At 51.8% G+C, this 25,899-nt stretch carries 26 protein-coding genes; 24 read left to right on the plus strand and 2 right to left on the minus strand.

The annotated features are described in order from the left end of the window. Window positions 1-175: 175 nt before the first annotated feature. Window positions 176-1,582: an LVIVD repeat-containing protein gene (locus ACTL32_RS07825; RefSeq protein WP_441340924.1), complete on the plus strand. Its 1,407-nt coding sequence runs from the start codon at window positions 176-178 to the stop codon at window positions 1,580-1,582. A gap of 565 nt (window positions 1,583-2,147) precedes the next feature. Here ACTL32_RS07825 and ACTL32_RS07830 read toward each other — a convergent pair. Next, on the minus strand, window positions 2,148-2,282 hold the full coding sequence (locus tag ACTL32_RS07830; protein WP_204890422.1) for a YqzM family protein: 135 nt from the start codon (window positions 2,280-2,282) through the stop codon (window positions 2,148-2,150). A gap of 156 nt (window positions 2,283-2,438) precedes the next feature. On the opposite strand from ACTL32_RS07830, the gene holA reads away from it, so the two are divergent. Beyond that, window positions 2,439-3,473 carry a DNA polymerase III subunit delta gene (gene holA, locus ACTL32_RS07835; protein ID WP_441340925.1) on the plus strand — a complete coding sequence of 345 codons (1,035 nt, stop codon included), beginning with the start codon at window positions 2,439-2,441 and terminating at the stop codon, window positions 3,471-3,473. A gap of 47 nt (window positions 3,474-3,520) precedes the next feature. On the opposite strand, the gene rpsT is transcribed toward holA, so the two are convergent. Beyond that, complete coding sequence (rpsT, locus tag ACTL32_RS07840) at window positions 3,521-3,769, minus strand: 30S ribosomal protein S20 (RefSeq protein ID WP_441340926.1); 249 nt, start codon at window positions 3,767-3,769, stop codon at window positions 3,521-3,523. Between the two features lie 217 nt (window positions 3,770-3,986). Between rpsT and lepA the strand changes: the two genes are divergently transcribed. The 22 genes from lepA (at window position 3,987) to recO (ending at window position 25,837) form a co-directional block, all read left to right on the plus strand. Beyond that, window positions 3,987-5,816, plus strand: a complete 1,830-nt coding sequence (gene lepA, locus ACTL32_RS07845; protein WP_441340927.1) for a translation elongation factor 4 — start codon at window positions 3,987-3,989, stop codon at window positions 5,814-5,816. 60 nt (window positions 5,817-5,876) lie between these two features. Beyond that, window positions 5,877-7,019 carry a radical SAM family heme chaperone HemW gene (hemW, locus tag ACTL32_RS07850; RefSeq protein ID WP_441340928.1) on the plus strand — a complete coding sequence of 381 codons (1,143 nt, stop codon included), beginning with the start codon at window positions 5,877-5,879 and terminating at the stop codon, window positions 7,017-7,019. A gap of 241 nt (window positions 7,020-7,260) precedes the next feature. Then, window positions 7,261-7,425, plus strand: a complete 165-nt coding sequence (locus tag ACTL32_RS07855; RefSeq protein WP_441340929.1) for a hypothetical protein — start codon at window positions 7,261-7,263, stop codon at window positions 7,423-7,425. 118 nt (window positions 7,426-7,543) lie between these two features. Then, window positions 7,544-8,575: a heat-inducible transcriptional repressor HrcA gene (gene hrcA / locus ACTL32_RS07860; RefSeq protein ID WP_204890427.1), complete on the plus strand. Its 1,032-nt coding sequence runs from the start codon at window positions 7,544-7,546 to the stop codon at window positions 8,573-8,575. A gap of 19 nt (window positions 8,576-8,594) precedes the next feature. Beyond that, a complete protein-coding gene (gene grpE / locus ACTL32_RS07865) occupies window positions 8,595-9,203 on the plus strand; it encodes a nucleotide exchange factor GrpE (protein WP_441340930.1) in 609 nt (202 codons plus the stop codon). Between the two features lie 22 nt (window positions 9,204-9,225). Next, window positions 9,226-11,058 (plus strand): molecular chaperone DnaK, encoded by a 1,833-nt coding sequence (gene dnaK / locus ACTL32_RS07870; RefSeq protein WP_441340931.1) that lies wholly within the window; start codon window positions 9,226-9,228, stop codon window positions 11,056-11,058. Window positions 11,059-11,386: 328 nt separating this feature from the next. Further along, on the plus strand, window positions 11,387-12,505 hold the full coding sequence (gene dnaJ / locus ACTL32_RS07875; RefSeq protein ID WP_441340932.1) for a molecular chaperone DnaJ: 1,119 nt from the start codon (window positions 11,387-11,389) through the stop codon (window positions 12,503-12,505). Between the two features lie 15 nt (window positions 12,506-12,520). Beyond that, window positions 12,521-13,462: a 50S ribosomal protein L11 methyltransferase gene (gene prmA, locus ACTL32_RS07880; protein WP_441340933.1), complete on the plus strand. Its 942-nt coding sequence runs from the start codon at window positions 12,521-12,523 to the stop codon at window positions 13,460-13,462. A 12-nt stretch (window positions 13,463-13,474) separates the two neighbouring features. After that, complete coding sequence (locus ACTL32_RS07885; protein WP_441340934.1) at window positions 13,475-14,212, plus strand: 16S rRNA (uracil(1498)-N(3))-methyltransferase; 738 nt, start codon at window positions 13,475-13,477, stop codon at window positions 14,210-14,212. Window positions 14,213-14,226: 14 nt separating this feature from the next. Further along, a complete protein-coding gene (mtaB, locus tag ACTL32_RS07890) occupies window positions 14,227-15,564 on the plus strand; it encodes a tRNA (N(6)-L-threonylcarbamoyladenosine(37)-C(2))-methylthiotransferase MtaB (RefSeq protein WP_441340935.1) in 1,338 nt (445 codons plus the stop codon). 34 nt (window positions 15,565-15,598) lie between these two features. Beyond that, window positions 15,599-16,267, plus strand: a complete 669-nt coding sequence (deoC, locus tag ACTL32_RS07895) for a deoxyribose-phosphate aldolase (protein WP_441340936.1) — start codon at window positions 15,599-15,601, stop codon at window positions 16,265-16,267. A 95-nt stretch (window positions 16,268-16,362) separates the two neighbouring features. Further along, window positions 16,363-16,536: a 30S ribosomal protein S21 gene (gene rpsU, locus ACTL32_RS07900; protein WP_008431605.1), complete on the plus strand. Its 174-nt coding sequence runs from the start codon at window positions 16,363-16,365 to the stop codon at window positions 16,534-16,536. A 211-nt stretch (window positions 16,537-16,747) separates the two neighbouring features. Next, complete coding sequence (locus ACTL32_RS07905) at window positions 16,748-17,566, plus strand: NfeD family protein (protein WP_441340937.1); 819 nt, start codon at window positions 16,748-16,750, stop codon at window positions 17,564-17,566. 5 nt (window positions 17,567-17,571) lie between these two features. Then, window positions 17,572-18,558: a flotillin-like protein FloA gene (floA, locus tag ACTL32_RS07910; RefSeq protein ID WP_204890435.1), complete on the plus strand. Its 987-nt coding sequence runs from the start codon at window positions 17,572-17,574 to the stop codon at window positions 18,556-18,558. Window positions 18,559-18,588: 30 nt separating this feature from the next. Beyond that, window positions 18,589-19,104 (plus strand): hypothetical protein, encoded by a 516-nt coding sequence (locus tag ACTL32_RS07915; RefSeq protein ID WP_441340938.1) that lies wholly within the window; start codon window positions 18,589-18,591, stop codon window positions 19,102-19,104. A 566-nt stretch (window positions 19,105-19,670) separates the two neighbouring features. After that, a complete protein-coding gene (locus ACTL32_RS07920; RefSeq protein ID WP_441340939.1) occupies window positions 19,671-20,633 on the plus strand; it encodes a PhoH family protein in 963 nt (320 codons plus the stop codon). 110 nt (window positions 20,634-20,743) lie between these two features. Then, the gene (locus tag ACTL32_RS07925) at window positions 20,744-22,858 is read left to right on the plus strand and encodes an HD family phosphohydrolase (protein ID WP_441340940.1); all 2,115 of its coding nucleotides are present in this window, start codon (window positions 20,744-20,746) and stop codon (window positions 22,856-22,858) included. A gap of 15 nt (window positions 22,859-22,873) precedes the next feature. Next, the gene (gene ybeY, locus ACTL32_RS07930; protein WP_441340941.1) at window positions 22,874-23,356 is read left to right on the plus strand and encodes an rRNA maturation RNase YbeY; all 483 of its coding nucleotides are present in this window, start codon (window positions 22,874-22,876) and stop codon (window positions 23,354-23,356) included. Continuing rightward, entirely contained in the window at window positions 23,343-23,696 is a 354-nt protein-coding gene (locus tag ACTL32_RS07935; protein ID WP_441340942.1) for a diacylglycerol kinase family protein, read from the plus strand. Before ybeY ends, ACTL32_RS07935 begins: the two co-directional genes overlap by 14 nt. Before the next feature lie 19 nt (window positions 23,697-23,715). After that, the gene (locus ACTL32_RS07940) at window positions 23,716-24,126 is read left to right on the plus strand and encodes a cytidine deaminase (RefSeq protein ID WP_441340943.1); all 411 of its coding nucleotides are present in this window, start codon (window positions 23,716-23,718) and stop codon (window positions 24,124-24,126) included. After that, window positions 24,110-25,027, plus strand: coding sequence for a GTPase Era (gene era / locus ACTL32_RS07945; RefSeq protein WP_441340944.1), 918 nt, complete (start codon window positions 24,110-24,112; stop codon window positions 25,025-25,027). Before ACTL32_RS07940 ends, era begins: the two co-directional genes overlap by 17 nt. A gap of 12 nt (window positions 25,028-25,039) precedes the next feature. After that, on the plus strand, window positions 25,040-25,837 hold the full coding sequence (recO, locus tag ACTL32_RS07950; RefSeq protein WP_441340945.1) for a DNA repair protein RecO: 798 nt from the start codon (window positions 25,040-25,042) through the stop codon (window positions 25,835-25,837). Window positions 25,838-25,899: the final 62 nt, after the last annotated feature.

Here is a 25,899-nt window from a genome sequence, read left to right on the forward strand (position 1 = left end):
AAATAAATGCGTATTCTTCGGAACACTAAGCAATATGGAATAAAACGGAATAAGCCAAAATGTTTATTTTTTAAATATTGGAACAATTAAACGGAAAAGCCATTGCGTTATTCTGGATGAAATGAATATACTATATTTGGTAATTATTATAATACATCCAATAGGAGGAATTCATTTGGTCATTAAGAAACCGTTTTTGAATGCTTCACTCGCTGCTCTCTTGCTTCTGTCGGCGGCGCCTGGCGTCCTTGCGCACGATGCGCTCGATGGCAGCGATTTGTCGAAAGGGCAGCGCAGTGTTTTCTCCAATGAACAAATCATGAACTTGAGCGATCCGAGCATCAGCGGGTCGAAGAACCTGTCGTTCCTGAACGAAGGCGCAGCCGCCCAGCTTAAGGAAATCAACGGCGTGCAGAACAACACGGCAGATGTCTATGCCCATAAAGGCTATGCATACCTCGGGACGCATACGGCCAATGGCGGAAACGGGGGCGTCCGTGTCTTCGATTTGAAGGATCCTTCCAACCCTGAAGAAGTGGCCGTTTTCGGACATGACGACGTGCCGGGGACTTGGCAGGAAAAAGTCATCGTCAAGAGCATCAACACGCCTCATTTCAAAGGCGACCTGGCAGTGGTCAGCGTCCAGCAGCTCGACCGGAACAATCCCGACACGTCAGGCGGATTTTTGCTGTATGACGTTACAGATCCTGCGAACCCAGAAAAACTAGGCTATTGGGAAACCTATGCTTCCACCCGCGGCACGCACGAACTTTATTTGACGATGCAAGGCGACCGCGCGTTGGTGTTTGCATCGAATCCGTACGCCGATTATTACAGCCACGGAGAGCAGAAGGATTTCCAGATTGTCGATGTTTCAGACCCGGCAAATCCGGAAACGCTTTGGCAGTTTGATCCGCGCTCCCTTCCGGAAGTGCCGGATTCCTTTAACGGCTATAACTGGAACGCACCGGACGGCAAAACGAGAGCAGTATTCAACCACAGCGTCATCACCGACCATAATGCGCATTTCGCTTATGTCTCCATGTGGGATTTAGGGACGGTCATCTTCGACATCAAAGACCCTGAAAATCCGGTATACGTCGGACGCACAGATTTCTCTTCTGAACAGCAAGGAGCGGCGCATTCGGCGGCGCTTGCCAAAGGTGGCAATGTGCTGATCGAAACGCGCGAAGTTTCGAGTCCGGTAAGACCTGGTTATGAGAAATCATATGGTTATACGCGGATCTTCGACATCAAAGACAAGGCGAACCCGAAACTATTGAGCGAGTTCAAAACGGACTTGACCGAAAAAGTGGAAGATGGGCCGACATTTGCAAATACCGTCCATGATCCGAAAGTGCAGGGCAACACATTGTATCTGAGCCATTATGCTGGCGGCGTCTATGCTGTCGACATCACGGATCCGAGCAAGCCTGTGCAAATCGGCCAATACACGCCGGACCAGGCAGATGTCTGGGGCGTATTCGTGGACCGCAACTATGTGCTCGCATCGGATATGGGCCAAGGCTTGAAAGTACTATTGAAGAACAATGCACCTCAAAATGTGGCAGAAACCGAATAAAACCCACTGAGCGGGCAGCTGATGGCAGAAAGAAAAGGCGGAATCCAGTTCCACAACTGGATTCCGCCTTTTAGCTCGTTGAGAAAGATATAAAATATTTGTCTCTTTATCGATATTCCGCAAAACAGCTTCGTAAAACCCTGTGCTCCTGCGCGCTATGCGCTCGTCGCAAAGAGATGGCTCAAACTTCCTTAGAGCCATCTCTTTGCCGCGGGCGAGCGCCAAGCCTCCTCAGTCGCTTACGCGACTTGCGGGGTCTCGGCTGTCTCGTCGCTCCGCTGCCCCGCAGGCGTCTCCGCTGTTTTGCTTCATATCTCAGATAGCTCTACTAAATCGGATAAGGTATCAAGTTTTTAAAGAGCGAAACCAGCGCCGGCGCGTCAGGGGCTGGACGAAGCTATGAGACGAGTGTCCTTCTCGGCTCATGGCGAAAGCCTTGCCCAAAGCAGCCGGAGCGGTGTAATTAATTTGTTGCGTTCATTTATATTCATAAGAATTTAGCCGAACCGAATCAAGCTTCGGATAATAAAAAAGGCCTCTGCAGGAGCAGAAGCCTTCTTTCTATTTAGCGTGCTACGAATTCTACGACAGCCGCAATGATAAAGACAAGTGCAAAGAAACCGAATGAAACAACAAACCCCATTCCAGCGTCTATCGCATCGTTTCGCTTCGACTGTACATTCTGTTCAAATTCATTCATTGCTACCCCTCCTAATTCCCTCTAATTATAAGTGAAGCAAAGGGAAAAATCTAGAATGAACTGAATATAAATGGATGAAAATAGCTGCTGACACAGAAATGTCAAATTACCAAAGCGGCCCGAAATCCGATATAGTAGAAGGAGGGGGTGCAATTCATGATTACTTCAGTATGGAAAGCCATCCGGAACGGACAAATAGACCCGGTCTATGTCATCGCCGGGACCGAAAGCTATTTCATTGAAAAAACCTTGAATTTATTGAAAGAGAAAATGACCGAAGGCGAGCCGGAATTCATCAACTTCGACCTTGACGAAGTGCCGGTCGACCACGTCATCGACGAAGCGGACACGATTCCGTTTTTCAGCGACCGCAAATTGATCATCGCGAAAAACGCTTCGTTCCTGCGAGCGGCAGAGCGCGGCAAAGAGAAGATCAATCACGACATGAAAGCGCTCGAAGCCTGGCTCTTGAATCCGCCGTCAAGTTCGGTGACGATTTTTGTCGCGCCTTATGAAAAACTGGACGAGCGGAAAAAAATCACCAAGCTGATGAAGCAGCATGCGGTGATGATCGAAGCGAAAGCGCTGCAGGCGAACGACCTCGAAGTTTGGGTGGAGCACGAAGCGAAGAGTTTCGGCAAGCACATCGACCGGCGTTCGGCGCAGAAGCTCATCGAGATGGCCGGCACGAACCTGACGCTCCTGTCTTCTGAAATCGAGAAGATGTCGCTGTACCTCGGTGCAGAAGAAGAAATCACAGTGCCGCTGATCGAAGGGATGACGGCCCGTACGCTTGAGCAGGATGCATTCAAGATGCTGCAGGCCTATCTGGACGGCAATATTTCAGAAGCGCTCAGTGTGTATTACGACCTGATCCGCCAAAAAGAGGAGCCGGTCGCGCTGACCGCTTTGCTGGCGTCCCAGATCCGTTTCATGGTGCATGTGTTCTACCTGCAGAAAAAAGGCTATCATGCCCAAGCCATCTCCAAGCAGCTGAAAGCCCATCCGTACCGCGTCAAACTTCTGGTGGAGCGCAGGCAGCAGATTTCCGAGCAGCGCCTCCTTGAAGTTTTGAACGACCTGGCGGACATCGATCTGCAGCTGAAGACCCAAAGCGGCAACCGCGAGCGGATTCTGGAATTTTTCCTGATGAAGCGGAAACAGGCAAAAAAAGCGCCGCAAGTTCAATAAACAAAGCAAAAAGGCCGGTCCCCCGAAGGGAACCGGCCTTTTGTGTTTTACGCTTGTTTCATCAAGCGAGATTTTCTACGAGCTGCAGTGTTCTTGTGGATAAGGCCTTTAGAAGCCGCTTTTTCCACTTGTTTGATTGCCGCTTTGATAGAGTCGCTAGCGTTTTCATCCTTGTTAAGAATCGCTTGCTCAGCTTTTTTAACAGTTGAACGCATAGTCGATCTCATGTGAGCGTTTTGAGCATTTTTCGTTTCATTCGTGCGTACACGTTTGATAGCAGATTTAATGTTTGGCATGTATTTCACCTCCTAGACAAATAGGAACAGAGACAAGATGTCTCGACTCTTTTATGTCTCTATACAACATGAGTTATTTTATCAAATACCGGAAAGGAATGCAATAGATACGTGCAAAGAAGTTTCCCTTGACACAGAAGCAGTCCCAACAGGCTATCATTGCTCAATAGAGGCGGTACTGTTATAATTCAGAGTAGTTTATATAGGAGTGAAGAGAATGAATCATGAGGAACGTTTAGCACGGCAAAGCAAGATCCGTAACTTTTCCATTATCGCGCACATCGACCATGGGAAATCTACGCTTGCTGACCGCATATTGGAAAAAACGGAAGCGTTGACTTCCCGCGAAATGAAAGCACAATCACTGGATTCGATGGATTTGGAGCGCGAACGCGGCATCACCATCAAATTGAATGCCGTGCAGCTGCATTATAAAGCGAAAGACGGAGAAACGTACATCATGCATTTGATCGACACTCCGGGACACGTCGACTTTACCTATGAAGTATCCCGAAGCCTGGCTGCCTGTGAAGGCGCAGTGCTTGTTGTGGATGCCGCACAGGGGATTGAAGCCCAGACGCTTGCGAACGTCTATTTGGCGCTGGACAACGAACTGGAGATTTTGCCGGTTATCAACAAGATCGATTTGCCGGCCGCCGATCCTGAGCGCGTCCGCCATGAAATAGAAGAAGTGATCGGTCTTGATGCCTCAGAGGCGGTTCTTGCATCTGCGAAAGCAGGCATCGGCATTGAAGATATTTTGGAACAGATTGTGGAAAAAGTTCCTGCACCGACTGGCGACCCGAGTGCACCGTTAAAAGCGTTGATTTTTGATTCGCTTTACGATCCTTACAGAGGCGTTATCGCATATATCCGTATTGTCGAAGGTACAGTTAAACCGGGAGACCGCATCAAGATGATGGCATCAGGCAAAGAGTTCGATGTGATCGAAACAGGCGTCTTCACGCCCCACGCTTTATTATTGGAAGAATTGACAGTCGGCGATGTTGGATTTATTTCAGCCGGCATCAAGAATGTCGGCGATTCGACAGTCGGCGACACAATTACGCTGGCAAAAAACCCAGCGACCGATGCGCTGCCGGGCTACCGCCGCTTGAACCCGATGGTTTATTGCGGACTGTATCCGATTGATACATCGAAATACAACGACCTTCGCGATGCCTTGGAAAAGCTGGAATTGAACGATGCAGCACTTCAATTCGAACCTGAATCGTCACAAGCGCTCGGCTTCGGCTACCGCTGCGGATTCCTCGGTCTTCTCCACATGGAAATCATCCAGGAACGCATCGAACGCGAATTCAATATCGATTTGATCACCACTGCACCAAGCGTAATCTATGATGTCCACATGACAGACGGGGAAGTCGTCAAAGTCGATAACCCGGCGATGATGCCCGATGCACAGAAAATCTCGAAAGTTGAAGAGCCTTATGTCAAAGCGACGGTCATGGTGCCGAACGATTATGTCGGCGCGGTCATGGAAATCTGCCAGAAGAAACGCGGCAACTTCCTGACGATGGACTACATCGATGCGACTCGGGTCAGCATCGTCTACGAATTGCCGCTTGCGGAAATCGTCTACGATTTCTTCGACCAGCTGAAATCCGGCACGAAAGGCTATGCGTCATTCGATTATGAGCTCATCGGCTACAAAGAGTCGAAACTTGTGAAGATGGATATCCTGTTGAACAGTGAACAAGTCGATGCGCTAAGCTTTATCGTCCACCGCGATTTCGCGTATGAACGCGGCAAAGTCATCGTCGACAAATTGAAAGGCCTTATTCCGCGCCAGCAATTCGAAGTGCCGATCCAAGCAGCGATCGGACAGAAGATCGTGGCGCGCCAGACCATCAGCGCGATGCGCAAAAACGTCCTGGCAAAATGTTACGGAGGGGACATTTCCCGTAAACGGAAACTTCTCGACAAGCAAAAAGAAGGCAAAAAGCGCATGAAACAGGTAGGATCAGTAGAAGTGCCGCAAGAGGCATTCATGGCCATCCTGAAAATGGACGACCAATCAAAATAAACAAAAGGAGGAGGCCGATTTTGAGCCTCCTTTTCCTATTAGAAAGAAGGACGAACTAACATGGTAAAGGGATTGTACATCCACATACCGTTCTGCCACCAAATCTGCCATTACTGCGATTTCAATAAAGTCTTTTTCAAAGACCAGCCGGTGGATGCTTATATCGATTCGCTCGGCAAAGAACTGGCGCTTTGGAAAGCGGAAGGCGCGCTCGACAAGCCGCTCGAGACAATTTTCCTCGGCGGCGGGACGCCGACGTCATTGACGCCCGAGCAGCTCAAGAAGCTATTGGGATACATCCATCAATACGCCCCAATGGCTGCAAACCTTGAATGGACGTCAGAAGCCAATCCCGATGAATTGACGCGCGAGAAGATGCAGGTGCTTTTTGACGGAGGCGTCAACCGCCTGAGCATGGGCGTGCAGTCATTTGATGCAGATCTATTAAAACGGCTCGGCCGCACCCACAGCAACAACGATGTCGCGGATGCCGTCAAAGCGGCTCGCGAAGTCGGCTTCACGAACATCTCGTTCGATTTGATGTACGGGCTGCCGGGACAGACGATGGAGGAATGGGAAGATACGCTGAAGCAGGCATTTGCATTCGACCTGCCGCATTTTTCCGCGTATTCATTGATCATCGAGCCGAAGACCGTCTTCTATAATTTGATGACAAAAGGAAAATTGAACACCGTCACGGAAGATCTGGAAGCCGACATGTACGACAAACTGATGAATGAAATGGAAGCCCACGGGCTGAAGCAATACGAAATCTCCAATTTCGGCCTTCCCGGGCATGAATCCCGCCATAATCTTTTGTACTGGGACAATGCCGAATACATCGGCGTCGGTGCAGGCGCCCACGGCTATGTCAACGGCATCCGCTATTCGAATGCCGGCCCGTTGAAAAAATACATGGGGCCGCTCGATGAAGGCGTCCGCCCGATCCTTAGCACGCACGAAGTGCCGGTGCATGAAGCGATGGAAGAGGAGATGTTCCTTGGGCTCCGCAAAACTGCCGGCGTATCCGTCAGCGGCTTCACCGCCAAATTCGGGGAATCGCTCGAGCAGATCTACGGAAAGATCCTGGAAGCCGAGATTGGCAAAGGCAACCTCGAACTTGAAGACGGCTGCCTGAAACTGACCCGCAAAGGCCGCTTCGTTGGCAACGAAGTATTCGAACAATTTTTACTGGGTGACTAGAAAAGCGGAAATGGCCGTTTAGATTCGACAGGCATAAGACGATTCGGCGAAGCGGCATGGTTTCAGCCGCACAGCCGAAGTGGCTTATGACCCGAGAATCTGGCCATTGGAGCTAGACAAAAAGAAAAGCGGAAGCTGCCATGTAGATTCGAAGGGCATAAGACGGTTTGCCGAAGCGGCGTGTTTCCAGCCGCACAGCCTCGAAAAGCGGAAGTGCCCGGTTAGCTCTGGCAGGCATAAGGTGAACCAGTGGAGTGGCGTACTGTGCCACAAAGCAGGTTTGACTTATGACCAGAAGAGCTGGGCACTGGAGACTGGACACGAAACGGCTTATGACCCCGAGAATCTGGCAGCTGGAGCTGGACAAAAAGAAAAGCTGGTGCGCCTTGCAATGCCCAAAGAATGAAGAGTAAAACGAGATAAAAGAAATCAAGAGCTTCTGCGTTGACAAGGCAAATGGAATTTGTTAATTTTAATGTAGTATTAGCACTCGACCTCATAGAGTGCTAACAGAGGTGATGATCATGTTAACAGAACGGCAGTTGCTCATTCTTAAAGTGACGGTAGATGATTATATTCAATCTGCTCAGCCGGTCGGATCGAACCAACTATCAAAAAAATCCGAACTTCCATTTAGTCCGGCAACCATCCGCAACGAAATGGCTGACTTGGAGAAAATGGGTTTTCTTGAAAAAACCCATACGTCTTCGGGGAGGATACCTTCCCAAAAAGGCTACCGCTATTACGTCGACCATCTATTGACGCCGCGGGCGCTTCCAAAGCAAGATATCATGCAGCTCCATTCGATATTCGACGACAAAATTGCAGAAACGGAAGAAATCATCAAGCGTTCAGCGATGATCCTTTCGGAGCTGACCAATTACACGGCGATTCTCTTGGGGCCGGACATCCGGAAGCACACCGTGAAGCGGCTGTCGATCGTCCCTTTAGGGGCAGATACGGCAGTGGCGATCATCGTGACGGACAGCGGCCATGTGGAAAACCGCGTCTTCCCGATTCCGGCAGGGCTTGATCCCTCCGATATCGAGAAAATGGTCAATATCCTGAACGAACGGCTGACAGGTGTTTCATTGAATGAGTTGCACAAACGGCTCGAGCAGGAGACATTGACGGTGTTCCGCCAGCATGTCAACCGCTACGCAGAGCTGCTCTCAACTTTCCGCCAGGCGGTGATTGTGCCGCATGAAGACAACGTCTACTACGGCGGCAAGCTGAACATCCTGAAACAGCCGGATTTCCATGATATCCAGAAAATCCGGGATTTGATGGACGTCATCGAAGAAGCCAAGCATATCCCGATGATCGTGCCAGCCGGAAGCCTTGGCCTGCAGATCCGCATCGGATCGGAAAATGCGCTCACGGCAATGGAAGATTGCAGCGTCATTACCGTATCTTATGCCATCGGGGAAGAACAGACGGGTTCAGTCGCCATCGTCGGGCCAAAACGCATGGACTATAAGCGCGTAGTCACGCTTTTGGATATTTTAAGCGGTGATCTCTCGAAAGAATTGACCCGAATGATCCGGGGCAAGTGAATAAAAGGAGGAACAGGATTTGGCTAAGAAAAAACAACCTCAAACTGAAGAAGAAACAAAGACTGAAGAACTCTTGGAAGAAGAGAAAGTCGCTTCCGGAGAAACGGTGGTGGAAGCCGGGGAAAGTGAAGCGGCTGAAGCTAAGCCTGCTGAAGGCGAAGCGGACAACCTCCCGCAAGAAGATGAAGCCCAGAAGCTTCGCGAAGAATTGGAAGCCGAGCAAAACAAATACTTGCGGCTGATGGCTGATTTCGACAATTACAAGCGCCGCGCCGTGAAAGACCGGCAGGAAGCGGAGAAATTCCGTTCGCAATCCCTACTAGCTGACCTGCTGCCGGTGCTCGACAATTTCGAACGAGCATTGGCTGCGGCCGGAACGAGCGAAGAAACCGCTTCGCTTGTGAAGGGTGTTGAAATGATCCAGAAATCTCTGCTTGAAGCTGTGAAACGCGAAGGCCTCGAGGAAATCAAAGCGGTCGGCGAACCGTTCGACCCGAATTTCCATCAGGCAGTCATGCAGGAAAAAGACGAGAACGCCGAGCCCGGTTCCGTGTTAATGGAACTTCAAAAAGGGTATACCCTTAAAGGCAGAGTTCTCCGTCCGGCAATGGTTAAAGTTAACGAATAAACTAGTAATGGAGGAATTTTAAATGAGCAAAATTATCGGTATTGACTTAGGTACAACAAACTCAGCAGTCGCAGTCCTAGAAGGCGGCGAGCCAAAAATCATTCCAAACCCTGAAGGCAACCGTACAACTCCTTCAGTTGTTGCATTTAAAAACGGCGAACGCCAAGTCGGCGAAGTTGCAAAACGCCAATCCATCACGAACCCGAACACGATCCAATCCGTCAAACGTTTGATGGGCACGCAGCAGAAAGTGACTGCTGAAGGCAAAGAATATACGCCGCAGGAAGTTTCTGCAATGATCCTTCAATATTTGAAAGGCTATGCTGAAGAATATCTCGGCGAAAAAGTCACTCGCGCAGTTATCACTGTACCGGCTTATTTCAACGATGCAGAGCGCCAGGCGACAAAAGACGCCGGCCGCATCGCAGGACTTGAAGTGGAACGCATCATCAACGAGCCGACAGCAGCAGCTCTTGCATACGGTTTGGATAAAATGGAAAAAGATGAAACAATCCTTGTTTATGACCTTGGGGGCGGTACGTTCGACGTTTCAATCCTTGAACTTGGCGATGGTGTATTCGAAGTTAAATCAACTGCCGGCGACAACCGCCTTGGCGGCGATGATTTCGATAAAGTGATCATCGATTACCTGGTACAGGAATTCAAAAAAGAAAACGGCATCGACCTATCGAAAGACAAAATGGCGACTCAGCGCTTGAAAGATGCTGCTGAAAAAGCCAAAAAAGACCTTTCCGGTGTTTCTTCAACACAGATTTCATTGCCGTTCATCACTGCAGGGGAAGCTGGACCGCTTCACTTGGAAGTGACAATGAGCCGTGCGAAATTTGACGAATTGACACGTCCGTTGGTTGAACGTACGATGGGGCCGACTCGCCAGGCATTGAAAGACGCCGGCATCTCAGCTTCAGAACTTGACCGCGTTATCCTTGTCGGTGGTTCAACTCGCATTCCTGCCGTACAGGAAGCAGTGAAGAAAGAAACTGGCAAAGATCCGCATAAAGGCGTTAATCCGGATGAAGTAGTAGCGATGGGTGCAGCTGTTCAAGGCGGCGTTCTGACAGGAGACGTAAAAGACGTTGTCCTTCTTGACGTAACTCCATTGTCTCTAGGTATTGAAACAATGGGCGGCGTGTTCACAAAGCTGATCGAGCGCAACACGACAATCCCGACATCAAAATCACAGACATTCTCAACTGCTGCTGACAACCAGCCAGCTGTAGATATCCATGTATTGCAAGGGGAGCGCCCGATGGCAGCAGCCAACAAAACGCTTGGCCGTTTCCAATTGGCGGATATTCCACCGGCACCGCGCGGCATTCCGCAAATCGAAGTGACTTTCGATATCGACAAAAACGGTATTGTGAGCGTTAAAGCGAAAGACCTTGGCACACAGAAAGAACAAACAATCACGATCCAATCGAACACTTCATTGTCTGATGAAGAAATCGAACGCATGATCAAAGAAGCGGAAGAAAACGCGGAAGCGGATGCGAAAGTGAAAGAAGAAGTTGAACTTCGCAACGAAGCCGACCAAGCTGTTTTCCAAACGGACAAGACGATTGCAGACCTTGGCGAAGTGGTTACTGACGAAGAGAAGCAACAAGCGGAAGCAGCGCGCGATGAGTTGAAATCGGCTCTTGAAGGCGACAGCATCGATACAATCCGCGAGAAGAAAGACAAATTGAACGAAATTCTTCAAGGATTGGCGATGAAAGCTTATGAGCAGGCAGCTGCAGCACAACAAGCAGCCGGCGGCCAAGAAGGCGGAGCGCCTGGCAACGACGACATCGTCGATGCAGAATTCGAAGAAGTGAACGACGACAACAAAAAGTAAGGCCTGGAAAAGTCAAAGCAAAGCAACATGCTTTGGCTTTTTCCCACTTTAGGATGGATGCCGGTTTGATTCGGCTTCAAAAGCTTTCCATATCGGATCCATGTCTCGGATTCAGCGCCCGGATTCTTTGGTCTATGCCACTCTGGCGTCCAGTTTCCAGTGCCTAGCCGGTCTGGGCATAAGGAAGACCAGCTGTGTGGCAAGTAGCGCCGCTTCGCTGGTTTTCTTTATGCCTGCCTGACCGGCGGTGGAAGGACCGGCAAGAGTTTTTGCAAGCCCAATCCAAACCGTGTACAATTACAATTGATTGCAAGAGGGAGAGTGACTTATGAACAAGCGAGATTATTACGAGGTGCTCGGCGTTTCCAAGAGCGCTTCAAAAGAAGAAATCAAAAAAGCCTACCGGAAACTGTCCAAACAGTTCCATCCGGATATCAATAAAGAAGCGGATGCTTCAGAGAAGTTCCAGGAAGTCAAAGAAGCCTATGAAGTGCTGAGCGATGACCAGAAACGGGCGCAATACGACCAGTTCGGCCATCAAGATCCGAACCAGGGCTTCGGCGGATTCGGCGGCGGCGCGGACGGATTCGGCTTCGAAGACATTTTCAGCACGTTCTTTGGCGGCGGCTCCCGCCGGCGCGATCCAAACGCGCCGCGCAAAGGCGACGATCTGCAGTATTCCATGACGATCGATTTCATGGATGCAGTGTTCGGCAAAGAAAGCGAAATCGAGTTGCCGAAAGATGAAACATGCGGCACATGCCACGGTTCCGGCGCAAAGCCCGGCACATCACCGAAAACATGCCCGTATTGCGAAGGCTCCGGCCAGCTTAATGTGGCACAGGACACGCCGTTCGGCCGTATGGTCAACCGCCGTGCCTGCCACCACTGCCAAGGCAGCGGGCAAATCATCGAAGAGAAATGTGCAACATGCCAAGGCGCAGGTACAGTCCGGAAAGTCAAGAAAATCAAAGTCACCATCCCTGCAGGCGTTGACGACGGTCAGCAGCTGCGCGTAAGCGGACAAGGCGGTCCTGGCATCAACGGCGGTCCGGCCGGCGATTTGTATGTGGTTTTCCGCGTCCGTGCGCACAAGCAATTCGAGCGTGAAGGCGATGATATCTACCTTGACTTGCCGATCACGTTCGCACAGGCGGCGCTCGGCGACGAAATCGAAGTACCGACCGTCTCCGGCAAAGTGAAATTGAAAATTCCTGCCGGCACGCAAAGCGGTGCACGGTTCCGCCTGAAAGGCAAAGGCGTCAAAAACGTCCATGGCTACGGAACCGGCGACCAGCACATCGTCGTGCGCGTGAAGACGCCGACGAAACTCAACGAACGCCAGAAGCAGCTGCTCCGTGAATTCGCAGAGATCAGCGGGGATATTCCGGAAGAGCAAGGCAGCTCGCTTTTCGATAAAATCAAACGCACCATCAAAGGTGAATAAAGGAGCCAGTCCGATATGAAATGGTCAGAACTATCGATCCTCACGACGAACGAAGCGGTTGAACCCGTTTCGAATATTTTGCACGAAGCAGGCGCAAGCGGCGTTGTCATCGAAGACTCCGAAGATTTGGGGAAAGAGCGCGCAGACCAGTTCGGGGAGATCTGGGCGCTGGATCCGGATGACTTCCCGAAAGAAGGCGTGGTCGTAAAAGCGTATCTTCCGGTCAATTCCTTTTTGGGCGAGACGGTCGAAGCGATCAAGCTGGCCGTCACCAACCTGGTCACGTACGACATCAACATCGGTGCGAATATCGTGACGATCAGCGAAGTGAATGAAGAGGAATGGGCGACGGCGTGGAAAAAGTATTACCACCCGGTGAAAATTTCACAGCGCTTTACAATCGTCCCGACGTGGGAGACCTATGAACCGGTATCGAGCGATGAACTGATCATCGAGCTGGATCCCGGAATGGCGTTCGGTACGGGCACGCATCCGACGACTGTCATGAGCCTGCAAGCGCTCGAGAAGACAGTCAAAAAGGGCGAACGGGTCATCGATGTCGGCACCGGTTCGGGCGTTCTGGCTATCGGCGCGGCGCTTTTAGGAGCCCGGGAAGTGCATGCCTTGGACCTTGATGAAATTGCAGTGCATGCTGCGAAAATCAATGTCAAGCTCAACAAAGTCCAGGACCGTGTAAATGTCGTCAAGGGCAATCTGCTGGATACGATCGAAGCGCCGGGCGACGTCGTCGTGGCCAATATTTTGGCGGAGATTATCATGTCGTTTACTGATGACGCGTTCCAAGTGGTGAAACCGGGCGGGATCTACATCACGTCCGGCATCATTTCCGCGAAGAAAAACGATGTGAAAGACGCGCTCGAAGCGTCCGGCTTTGTCGTAGAAGACGTCATGATGATGGAAGACTGGGTCACGATCATTTCAAAAAAACCGGAATAACGGGGTGCTGAGATGCAAAGATATTTTATTGAAGGCAACGTTCCCGACAACCGAAAAATGACCATAACCGGCGATGATGCGAAGCACATCGCCAAAGTTATGCGCCAGACGGAAGGGGATCGGCTGATTGCCGTAGTTGGGGAGGCGGCTTATGCCGCAACCATCCTATCAGCGGAATATGATGTGGAAATCGAGATTGGCGAACCGCTGGATGCGGTTGTGGAGATGCCGAAGAAATTCACCATTGCCTGCGGTCTCCCGAAAGGCGACAAGCTGGACCTGATTGTCCAAAAAGCCACGGAGCTCGGCATGCATGCAATGATTCCATATGCGGCGGAACGCTCCGTCGTCAAATGGGATGCTGCCAAAAGCGAGAAGAAGACGGCCCGGCTGCAGAAAATTGCCAAGGAAGCAGCGGAGCAATCCCACCGCACACATATTCCGCAAATACATACGATCCATAGCTTTAAAGAGCTCCTGGCTGCGGCCGGGAAGTTCGATGCGGTCGTCGTCGGCTATGAAGAAGAAGCGCGCGACAGCACCGGAACGCGGTTTGCTGAAACCGTGAAATCATTGTATGATAAAGACTCAATCCTCCTGGTATTCGGTCCCGAAGGCGGCATTTCCGAAAGCGAAGTCGCCCTCCTGAAAGAGGCGGGCGCTTTGTTCACGTCGCTCGGGCCCCGGATACTGCGCACAGAAACCGCTCCATTATATGCATTGTCTGCAATGTCTTATGAATTTGAGTGAAAGAGGTGGCACTTATGTCAACGGTTGCATTCCATACCTTAGGCTGTAAAGTGAATCATTATGAAACCGAAGCAATCTGGCAATTGTTCAAAGAACACGGCTATGAGCGCGGAGATTTCGACCATCATTCAGATGTATACGTCATCAACACATGCACCGTCACGAACACCGGCGATAAGAAAAGCCGGCAGGTCATCCGGCGCGCGGTCCGCACGAATCCGGACGCCGTCATCTGCGTCACTGGATGCTATGCACAGACGTCCCCTGCGGAGATCATGGCGATTCCGGGAGTAGACATTGTCGTCGGCACACAGGACCGGAAGGAGTTGATCGGCTATATCGAGCGGTTCAAAACCGAACGCCAGCCGATCAATGCCGTTGGCAACATCATGAAAAACCGGGTATATGAAGAGCTTGATGTTCCGGCTTTTACAGACCGGACGCGTGCTTCGCTGAAAATCCAGGAAGGCTGCAATAATTTCTGCACTTTCTGCATCATCCCCTGGGCAAGAGGGCTTTTGCGCTCGCGTGATCCCGAAGAAGTCGTCCGACAAGCCCGGCAGCTGGTCGGGGCCGGCTATTTGGAGATTGTCCTGACCGGCATCCATACCGGCGGCTACGGGGAAGATCTGAAAAACTACAATCTGGCCAAGCTTCTGCGCGACCTGGAAAGAGAAGTTCCCGGGCTGAAGCGCCTCCGCATCTCGTCGATCGAAGCAAGCCAATTGACCGATGAAGTGATTGAAGTCCTGCGGGAATCCCCAACCGTCGTGCGCCATCTCCACATTCCGATCCAATCCGGGTCGGACACCGTGCTGAAGCGGATGCGCCGGAAGTACACGATGGACTTTTTCGCCGGCCGGCTCGAAAAGCTTAGAAGCGCGCTGCCGGATTTGGCGATTACCACGGACGTCATCGTCGGTTTCCCGGGGGAGACCGAAGAGGAATTCATGGAAACGTATGATTTCATTCAGACCCATGGATTTTCCGAACTCCACGTCTTCCCGTATTCGCAGCGCACAGGCACGCCAGCTGCGCGAATGGATGGCCAAATTGACGAAGAAGTGAAAAACGAACGTGTGCACAGGCTGATTGCTTTGAACGGCCAGCTTGCCAAAGAGTACGCTTCCAAATTCGAAGGCGAGCTTCTGGAAATCATCCCGGAAGAACGCTTCAAAGAAAATCCCGAAAGCGAGCTCCTCGAAGGCTATACCGACAATTACCTGAAAGTCGTTATGCCGGGGGATGAGTCGCTCATCGGGAAACTCGTGAAAGTGAAGATTTCCAAGGCAGGTTATCCGTACAACGAAGGCCAGTTCGTGCGAGTCCTGGACGAATTGGCGATTACTTAAAATCTTGAAGAGAATCAGAATGGAGTTTATTGATATGACAAACATTGCTTCGTACATTGACCACACGCTTTTGAAACCGGAAGCGACAAAAGAACAAATTGTTGAATTATGCAAAGAAGCTGCGCAATATGTATTCGCTTCTGTCTGCGTCAATCCGGCGTGGGTAGCGACGGCTGCTGCCGAGTTGGAAAACAGCCCGGTAAAGGTATGCACGGTCATCGGCTTCCCGTTGGGAGCTTCGACTTCTGAAACAAAAGCATTCGAAACATCGGACGCAATTTCAAAAGGCGCAGAAGAGATCGACATGGTCATCAATATCGGCGCATTGAAGAGCGGCGATGTGGAATTGGTGAAAAGCGACATCGCAGCGGTTGTCGATGCGGCAAAAGGCAAAGCGACCGTCAAAGTGATCATCGAAACGAGCCTGTTGACGGACGAAGAAAAAGAAACTGCGTCCCGTCTATCGAAGGAAGCCGGAGCGGATTTCGTTAAAACATCCACCGGGTTCTCGACTGGCGGAGCAACGGTAGAAGACGTGAAATTGATGCGCAAAACTGTCGGCCCGGACCTTGGCGTCAAAGCTTCCGGCGGCGTCCGCAGCCTGGAAGATGTCCAGGCGATGATTGAAGCCGGAGCGACACGGATCGGCGCAAGTTCAGGCGTCAAGATCATGCAGGGCTTATCGTCTGATTCGGATTATTAACTATTGACTCACTCTGCAAGTTGCGATATAATTTTTTAGTATATAACACTTGTTGTTGTATGCTTCAACGTGTGTTCGGAGGGAGGGAAAAAGAGATGACAAAAACAACTGTTCGTAAAAACGAATCAATTGAAGATGCTCTTCGCCGCTTCAAACGCACTGTTTCTAAGTCCGGAACAATGCAAGAGGTAAGAAAGCGCGAGTATTATGATAAGCCGAGCGTAAAACGCAAATTAAAATCAGAAGCTGCGCGTAAACGTAAATTTTAATTGACATCTAATCGACATTAAAAAATATGAACGACAGCCGAAACCGCCTGCACAATCTTTGTGCAGGCGGTTTTTCTATGGTGCGGTTGTAAGCGCATTCTTTCGTTATTCTTCTGCGTTTCCTCTATAATAATATTAATGGCAGTTTTGAAACCATCGGCGCGCTGGTCCGTATATAAAGTGTACAGTTAGAGTGAAAGGGGCGATCTCTGTGGACGGCTTGAAAGGTTTGCTGGCATCCAGTCTTCTGGTTTTTCCATTTTTGCTGCTTTCCGATGCGCTGTCTGCAATCTGGGGCGCTTCTTCCGCTTTTGCAGCGGAACCCTCGGCTTTTTCGGGGGCATTGGCTGCTCCGGCAGCTGAAGCTTCCGCAAACCAGCTGGTGGAGTTTCTGACGCATCCCCTGATCGTGACGCTTCTGCTGACAGCCGCCGCTTTAGGGCTCATGCTGGAATTTTTCACCCCCGGTCTAGGCATTCCCGGAATACTTGGCCTATCATCGCTGCTCCTATACTTCTACGGGCATTTTGCGGCAGGGTATGCAGGGATCGGCTCGATCATCTTGCTGATCATTGGGCTCGGCCTGCTGTTCGGAGAATTCTTGATTCCGGGCGGCATTCTGGGAGTGTTGGGCATCACATCCATACTGGTCAGCATCCTGCTGGCCGGCAGTGATCTGGTGTCGACTGCCATTTCAGTTTTCATCGCGTTAATCGCAGCTACAGCAGGGATGGTGATCATAGTGAAATTCTTTGGCAAAAGGCCCCATTTGTTCAAACGGCTGATTCTGACAGACGCCACCGATACGGAAAGCGGCTATGTTTCCGCCGTCAACCGGCCCGAACTGATCGGGCAGGTAGCCGTGACGGCAACCGCTCTGCGTCCGTCCGGAACGATCGTACTTGGGGAAGAGCGGATCGATGCGGTTTCTGAAGGCAGGTTCATCGATCCGAAAAAGCAAGTGAAAATCATTAAAGTGGAAGGCTCCCGGATCGTCGTGAGGGAGCTTGAAAAACAAGAGGAGGAATAACAGTTATGGGCTTTGAACTGATTGGTTTAGGCGCAGCAATAATTGGTATTATTATCGTACTGGCAATATTCTTCACATTCGTACCGATCACCCTATGGATTTCGGCTTTAGCAGCTGGCGTCCGCATCAGCATCTTCACATTGATCGGAATGCGCTTGCGCCGGGTAATCCCTTCGCGCATCGTCAATCCGTTGATCAAGGCATCAAAAGCCGGCTTGAATGTCCATATCAACCAGCTGGAGAGCCATTACCTTGCAGGAGGGAACGTGGACCGGGTCGTTAACGCCCTGATCGCTGCACACCGGGCGAACATTGAGTTGCCGTTCGAACGCGCAGCGGCCATCGATTTGGCCGGACGCGACGTTTTGGAAGCGGTCCAGATGTCCGTAAACCCGAAAGTCATCGAAACACCGTTTATCGCGGGTGTCGCAATGGACGGGATCGAAGTGAAGGCGAAAGCCCGTATCACGGTGCGCGCCAACATCGACCGCCTCGTCGGGGGCGCCGGGGAAGAAACCATCGTTGCCCGTGTCGGTGAAGGGATCGTATCGACGCTAGGTTCGAGCACAAGCCACAAAAAAGTTCTGGAAAATCCGGATTTGATTTCCCAGACGGTCCTCAGCAAAGGGCTCGATTCCGGTACAGCGTTCGAAATTCTTTCAATCGATATTGCGGACGTTGATATCGGCAAGAACATCGGCGCCGAACTCCAGACGGAGCAAGCGGAAGCCGATAAGAAAATCGCCCAGGCAAAAGCGGAAGAACGCCGGGCAATGGCTGTTGCAAGCGAACAGGAAATGAAAGCGAAAGTTGTCGAAATGAGAGCGAAAGTCGTCGAAGCGGAAGCGGAAGTGCCGCTTGCAATGTCAGAAGCGCTCCGGGGCGGCAATATCGGCGTCATGGATTACGTGAATTACAAAAACATCCAAGCGGACACAGGCATGCGCGATTCGATCGCGCGGACCGGAACAGAGAAATCCGACGAAAAATAAAAGCTGCCGGCTGTAAGGGAGTGATTTCAGATGGAAGGTCTCATATTCGCCTTGATCATTATGGCTTTGGGAGCATTTTTCAGCGGCAAGAAGAAAGAGGACAAAGAATTGCCGGATCCCGTAAAGCGCGCCCAAGGGTCAGCCGCCGAGCGCGGCCAGCGAACCTTCAAGCGGGTCGAGGATTACGCCAAAAACGTCTATGGCGAACTGCAGGGGCAGATGAACGAAAACCCGCAGCGAACCAAGCAATTGTCCGAAAAAGCGGATCAAATGATGGAAAGGCTGCCGGCACGGGAACGGGAGCGGGCAAAGCAGGCGGCAGACCGGGGCAGGCAGGCGATCGAAAAGATGCCGCGCAAGGAACCGACACGGCCGCCGCGCGCACAGCCGTATTCGGTCGGGCGCCATATTGAACATCAGGAAATCGGTGCGCCTGCCATAGAAACCGAAACTCCGGCAGACGAAGGCTTCTCACTTCGCCCGGACGAAATGAAAAAAGCGATCATTCTGGCGGAAATCTTAATGCCGCCAAAATCGAAACGTTGAACCATGGGGCTGTCTGAAAAGCCCAAAACGATAAGCCAGAGGAGAAAAAGCAATTGCTTTTCCTCCTCTGGCTTTTTCTTTATTCTAAAATGGCTGTTGGGAATGAAGGCGGCGAGCAAGTTGGCCGAAGGCACTTCGGCCAACTTGTTTGCGACGAAGCAGCGAAGCGATGCAACGCCCTTTCATGTCTCGAAGCTAGCGCAGCGATGCAACGCCCTTTCATGTCTCGAAGCTAGCGCAGCGATGCAGAGACAGGAGCATCGGTTTTTCCAGCGGGGCAGCGTAGCGACGAAGTGTCGAAATCCACTCGGACGCCAGTCAATGCTTGACCGAAGCTTGCGAGGGCAAGTATTTGCGACGAGCTTGCGCAGGAGCACAGGTTCTTAGTTAGTTCGGCGCAAGCCCGCGGAAAGCGTCCGCCGCAATGGACAACAGCCTTTTTAGACAGCTCTTTATGTTTATCATAACTATATTATGTAAAATCGATGAAAAGTAAATTGTTTTACAACTATTCCTAAAGAGTGATACAGTTAATCAATAGAAAATACGTTTCAAGGAGCGACTACATGACAGAAAACCAGTTGTTAGAACTACATGTGAAGGACCCGAATGAAGCGGTGCTGCTGCTGGGGATATCCGATAACCACATGACATTGATCGAAGAAGCATTCCAAATTCAAATAATTACCCGGGGTGAGGTCATCCGGCTATCAGGTTCGGATGAAGGAAAACAAGTCGGTAAATTATTAATAGAACAATTGCTGAAAGTCATCCGCAAAGGAATCAACATCGACCAGCGCGATATCGTCTCAGCAATCGAAATGGCGAAAGCCGGAACCATCGAGTATTTCGCCGAACTGTACGACGAAGAAGTGGCACGCAGTGCTACAGGCAAAGTGATCCGGGCGAAGACGATCGGACAGCGCCGCTATATCCATGCGATCCGCTCGAATGACTTAGTGTTCGCTATCGGGCCGGCCGGCACAGGGAAAACCTATTTGGCGGTCGTCATGGCTGTACAGGCGCTGAAAAATGGCCATGTCAAAAAAATCATCCTGACGCGTCCGGCTGTTGAAGCCGGCGAAAGCCTCGGATTTTTGCCGGGCGACTTGAAAGAAAAAGTCGATCCTTATCTGCGTCCGCTCTATGATGCACTCCATGACGTACTGGGGCTTGAACAGACCAACCGGTTCATTGAGCGCGGGACGATTGAAGTGGCGCCGCTTGCCTATATGAGAGGGCGTACGCTTGATGAAGCATTCGTCATTCTCGACGAAGCGCAGAATACGACAAAAGCGCAGATGAAAATGTTCCTGACGCGCCTCGGATTCGGTTCGAAAATGATCATCACCGGAGACAAGACGCAGATCGATTTGCCGCGCGGGGCGGAATCCGGCCTGATTGCCGCTGAGAAGATTTTGCTGGACGTACCTGGCATCCATATCCAATATTTGGAGCGCGGAGATGTTGTCCGCCATCCGCTTGTCACTAAAATCATTCATGCATACGAAAGCCAGCCGAGTTCCTAGGGCTGGTTTTTTGCGCGCTGAATTCTGATTAATTTGAAATAAATTGAAATTGTCCGTGATAACCCCTCTTTTAATTGTTATGATTAAAGTACTAAAGGTGGGGTGTTCCTATGCAGACGTGGATTCAGAAAATTTGCCGCAAAGCCGGCTACCGCTGGATAGCGGCAGCAATCATCTTGTTGATCGGCATCGCCATGTACATTTTCCTATTCGGAGCGGTGCGGAGCGACCATTACGACTTGGAGCTTTTCCAGCTTTCAGGTGAAACAGTGCGCTCCGCAAAAACGGTGGTGGACCCTGTCAAAACCGAGCAGGAGCGCCAGCGGGTCGCAGCGGACCTGGAGCCGAGCTATCAATTCAATGACGGCATCGCGGACAACCAGAGCGCGGTCATGGATTCGCTGTTCGGCTATATCAGCGAAGCGCCGGATGAAATCGCCGGAAAAGAGCCGACCCTCCCGCAGATGCTCGAAAAGCTTCGGGAAAACCTGCGGCTTATGGAAACCAGCGAAAACGGGCTGCGGCTGACGGACGATATGCTGCGCGAACTGCTTCGCCTGCGCGAGAAGGAACTCGAATCGCTGCAGCAGAACCTGGAATCCATCGTTTCTTCTAGGCTCGAGCAGCCGATCCGGGCGGAAGAAGTGGCGGCTGCCAGAAGTGCAGTCGAACAGGACATCCGGGAAAATGAACGAATTCCGGCTGCGGTTCTCCAGGCAGCCATTACCATCGGGCGTTTTGCGGTTATCCCGACGGAAACCGTCAATGAAGAGCTGACGTCGATGCAGGTTGAACAGGCAAAAGCGAGCGTGGAGCCGACGCGTATCCTTCAAGGCCAGGTGCTCGTACAGGAAGGCCAAGTGGTGGACCGGGAAATCTACCGGCAGCTTGAGCTTGTCGGCATGACCGAAGAACAGGCGGATTACAAGCCGGCATTCGGCCTTGCGTTGTTCGTGCTGGCCAGCACCGGCCTCTTGTGGATGGTTCTGGAGCGCCGCGAAGCCTCTCAGCCGGAGAAAGTGACGTCGCTGCTCGTCCTGCTCGCTGTCCTCCTCATTACGCTCGCCTTGATGAAGCTGCTCGCGGCTGTCAGCGATAATTTTGATGTCGTCATCGCGTTCCTGTTTCCGACGGCGCTTGCGGGCATGCTGCTCCGGCTGCTGCTGAACGAACGGCTTGCGGTCTATGTCACGTTCCTGCTCGGCGCGATCGGCGGCATGATGCTGCAGGAAGGCAGCGCGGTGACCCTGCAGATGGAGATTGCGCTGTATATCCTGTTCGGCGGAATGGCCGGCGTCTACCTGATCGAAAGGGACGCCCGCCGTGCCCGCCTGCTGCAGACCAGCCTCGCTGTCGGCGGAGTCAATGCGCTGTTCATCGGCTTTTACCTGCTTATCGGGCAAAGCCAGTACGACTTGACGGAGATCGGCTTTTATTTCGCTGCAGCGGCTGTTTCCGGCATCCTGTCGGGTGCCATGGCCATCGGCTTGCTGCCGTTTTTCGAATCGGCATTCGGGCTCCTGTCGACAATGAAGCTCATTGAATTGTCGAACCCCAATCATCCGCTGATCAAGAAAATCCTGACGGAAACCCCAGGGACCTATCATCATAGCGTTATGGTGGCGAACCTGGCGGACGCTTCATGCGAAGCGATCGGCGCAAACGGGCTGCTCGCCCGCGTCGGCTGTTATTACCACGATGTCGGCAAGACCGTGCGGCCGCAATTTTTCATCGAAAACCAGGTGAACATGAAAAATCCGCATGATTCGCTGCCGCCGGAAACGAGCCGAGATATCATCCTGTCGCACGGATCCGACGGCGCGGCGATTCTCAGAAAACACAAGCTGCCGAAGGAAATCGTCGATATCGCGGCGCAGCACCACGGCACAAGCCTGCTGAAATTCTTCTATCACAAAGCGAAAGAGGCGGATCCTGAGATTCCGGAAGCCGATTTCCGCTATAGCGGACCGAAACCGCAGACCAAGGAAATCGCGGTCATTACGATAGCAGACAGCATCGAAGCTGCGGTGCGGTCGATGAAAGAGCCGACTTCAGAAAAAATAAAAAAATTGGTCGATGCGATCGTAGAAGATAAACTGAAAGATGGACAATTTGATGAATGTGATCTTACAATGAAGGAATTGAAAACGGTTAAGCACATCATGTGTGAAACGCTGAATGGCATTTTCCATTCGCGGATCGAATATCCGAAAGAGACGAAATAAAAGGAGTGGACAGCGATGATTTCGATTGACTTGCTGGATGAAACAGCTACTTTGGCTGAAAAGGATTTGGAATTTGTGGAGAAGATCCTGCAGCATGCCGCAGCGGCAGAAGCGGTCGGGGAGGCGGAAGTGTCGGTGACATTCGTGACGAACGAAGCCATCCAGGACATCAACAAGGAATACCGCGGCAAGGACGCGCCGACGGATGTGATTTCATTTGCCATGGAGGAGCTGGGGGAAGGCGAACCGGAAATCTTCGGTTCTTCCGAGCCGCGCATGCTGGGCGACATCATCATTTCGCTCGACCGGACAAAGGAACAGGCGGCAGATTACGGGCATTCCTTAGAACGGGAGCTTGGATTCCTGGCTGTGCACGGGTTCTTGCATCTGCTCGGCTATGACCACATGACCGAAGAAGACGAGAAAAAGATGTTTTCCAAGCAGGAGGAAATCCTGTCATCACTCGGCATCACGCGTGGCGAGCATGGGGCTGAATAGGTTCCTCCGGTCGTTCACCTATGCCGCCCAAGGCATCGCGTCGGCGGTGAAGCGCGAGCAGAACATCCGCTTCCACCTGCTCGCAGGCATCATCGTCTTTGTTGCCGGCTTTTTCACCGGCCTGTCCTACACGGAATGGCTCGTTGTCATCGGCCTAGTCGGCGGCATGATTGCGCTTGAACTCGTCAACTCCGCGATTGAACGGGTGGTCGACCTGGCTTCGCCGGACATCCATCCGCTCGCAAAAGAAGCGAAAGACATTGCGGCAGGTGCGGTTTTGGTATTTGCCGCCGCTAGTGCTATAATTGGTTTACTAATCTTTCTACCAAAATGGTTTTAACTTACAGAGGTGATTCGGAATGGAAAAAGAACAATTGATCAACGAAGCAAAATCAGCAAGAGAACGGGCATACGTGCCGTATTCGAAATTCCAGGTCGGCGCTGCGCTCCTTACAGCAGACGGCAAAGTCTACGGCGGCTGCAACATTGAAAACGCCGGCTACTCCATGACCAACTGCGCTGAGCGCACGGCCATGTTCAAGGCGGTTTCCGAAGGCGACAAAACCTTCGCGGCACTGGCTGTCGTGGCAGATACAAAAGGCCCGGTTTCCCCGTGCGGCGCTTGCCGCCAGGTGCTGGCCGAATTCTGTGCGCCGGATATGCCGGTCTATTTGACAAATCTAAACGGGGACGTTCAGGAAACGACAGTCAGCGAACTGTTGCCTGGGGCGTTTTCAACGGAGGATCTCGATTATGCATCAAGAAAATAAAGGCTTCAAGTCAGGGTTCATTTCCATCATTGGCCGCCCGAACGTCGGGAAATCGACGTTTTTGAACCGCGTCGTGGGGCAGAAGATCGCCATCATGAGCGACAAGCCGCAGACGACACGCAATAAAGTCCAGGGCGTCGTGACGACAAATGACAGCCAGATGGTCTTCATCGACACGCCGGGCATCAACGAACCGCGCCATAAACTCGGGGACTTTATGCTGAAGGTGGCGAAAAATACGTTCCGCGAAGTGGACGTATTGCTGTTTGTTGCCAGTGCGGATGAACGCATCGGCAAACAGGACCGTTTCGTGCTCGATATGCTCCGCGGCATCGACGTACCGGTTTTCCTGGTCCTCAACAAGATCGATCAGGTGCACCCGGACGATCTGCCGAAGATGATCGAGTCGTACAAGAAGGAATTCGATTTCGCTGAAGCTGTGCCGATTTCGGCCATCCAGGGCAATAATGTCGACAACCTGCTGGCGAAAATCGCTGAACGGCTGCCGGAAGGGCCGCAATATTACCCGTCCGACCAAGTGACGGACCATCCGGAGCGCTTTATCATCTCGGAACTGATCCGCGAGAAAGCCCTTCATCTGACGCGGGAAGAAATTCCGCATTCCATTGCGGTCGTAATAGAGAAGATCGCACCGGACAGCGAACACGAAGACATGATCCGCGTCCAGGCGACGATCATGGTCGAACGCGACTCCCAAAAGGGGATCGTCATCGGCAAAAAGGGCGTCCTCTTGAAGGAAATCGGCTCACGCGCCCGCAAGGACATCGAGAACCTGCTCGGTTCACGCGTGTACCTCGAGCTGTGGGTCAAAGTACAGAAAGACTGGCGCAATAAAGCGATGCATCTTCGCGACTTTGGTTTCAGAGACGACGAATACTAAGGAGTCGGTGTCATGCTGAATCAAATAGAAGGTATTGTGATCCGGGCCCGCCCTTACGGCGAGAACAATAAAATCGTCACGCTGTTCACGCGCGACGCCGGCAAGATCACTTGCATGGCGCGCGGGGCAAAGAAACCATCGAGCCGCTTAGCCGCAGTGACGCAGCCGTTCACCCATGGCAGCTTTTCGGTATTCAAAGGGAAAGGCATGGGCACGCTGCAGGGAGGCGACCAGCTCGAATCGCTCCGGCATATCCGGGAAGACATCATGAAGACCGCCTATGCCAGCTATATCGTCGAGTTGATCGACCGGCTGACGGAACAGGACGAGCCGCAGCCGTCTATATACGACATGCTCTACCAGGCGCTCCACGCCATCGAAGAAGGCTATGACTCGGAAGCGATTTCGCTGTTTGTCGAATGGAAGATGCTGCCGTACGCCGGCTTGACGCCGACACTCCACCAATGCGCCAATTGCGGTGCGACGGAAGGGGAGTTCGCTTTTTCGTTCCAGGAACTCGGCTTCCTGTGCCACCGCTGCTTCCATATCGACCGCTATATCATCCGCCTGAGCCCGTCGCTCGTGAAATTGGTCCGCACGCTGTATTTCGTGCCGATTGACCGGGTCGGGTCGGTGAAGCTGAAAAAAGAGTCCAAGTCGCTGTTGAAAGGGATCGTCCGCACGATCTACGAAGAGCAGGCGGGAATCCGGCTGAAATCGAGGAGCTTTCTCGAGCAGCTCGACCGTACGCCTGAATTTTTGCCGAAAAAAGAAGAAGTGCAAGACCCGCAGGAGGACGAATTGTCCTGAGCGGGTCTTTTTTGTTGCCCGTATTTTCATTTACTTCCCTTTCGGAGTGGAATACTTTCTGT

The organism is Planococcus sp. FY231025 (assembly GCF_052078085.1).
Lineage (GTDB): Bacteria > Bacillota > Bacilli > Bacillales_A > Planococcaceae > Planococcus.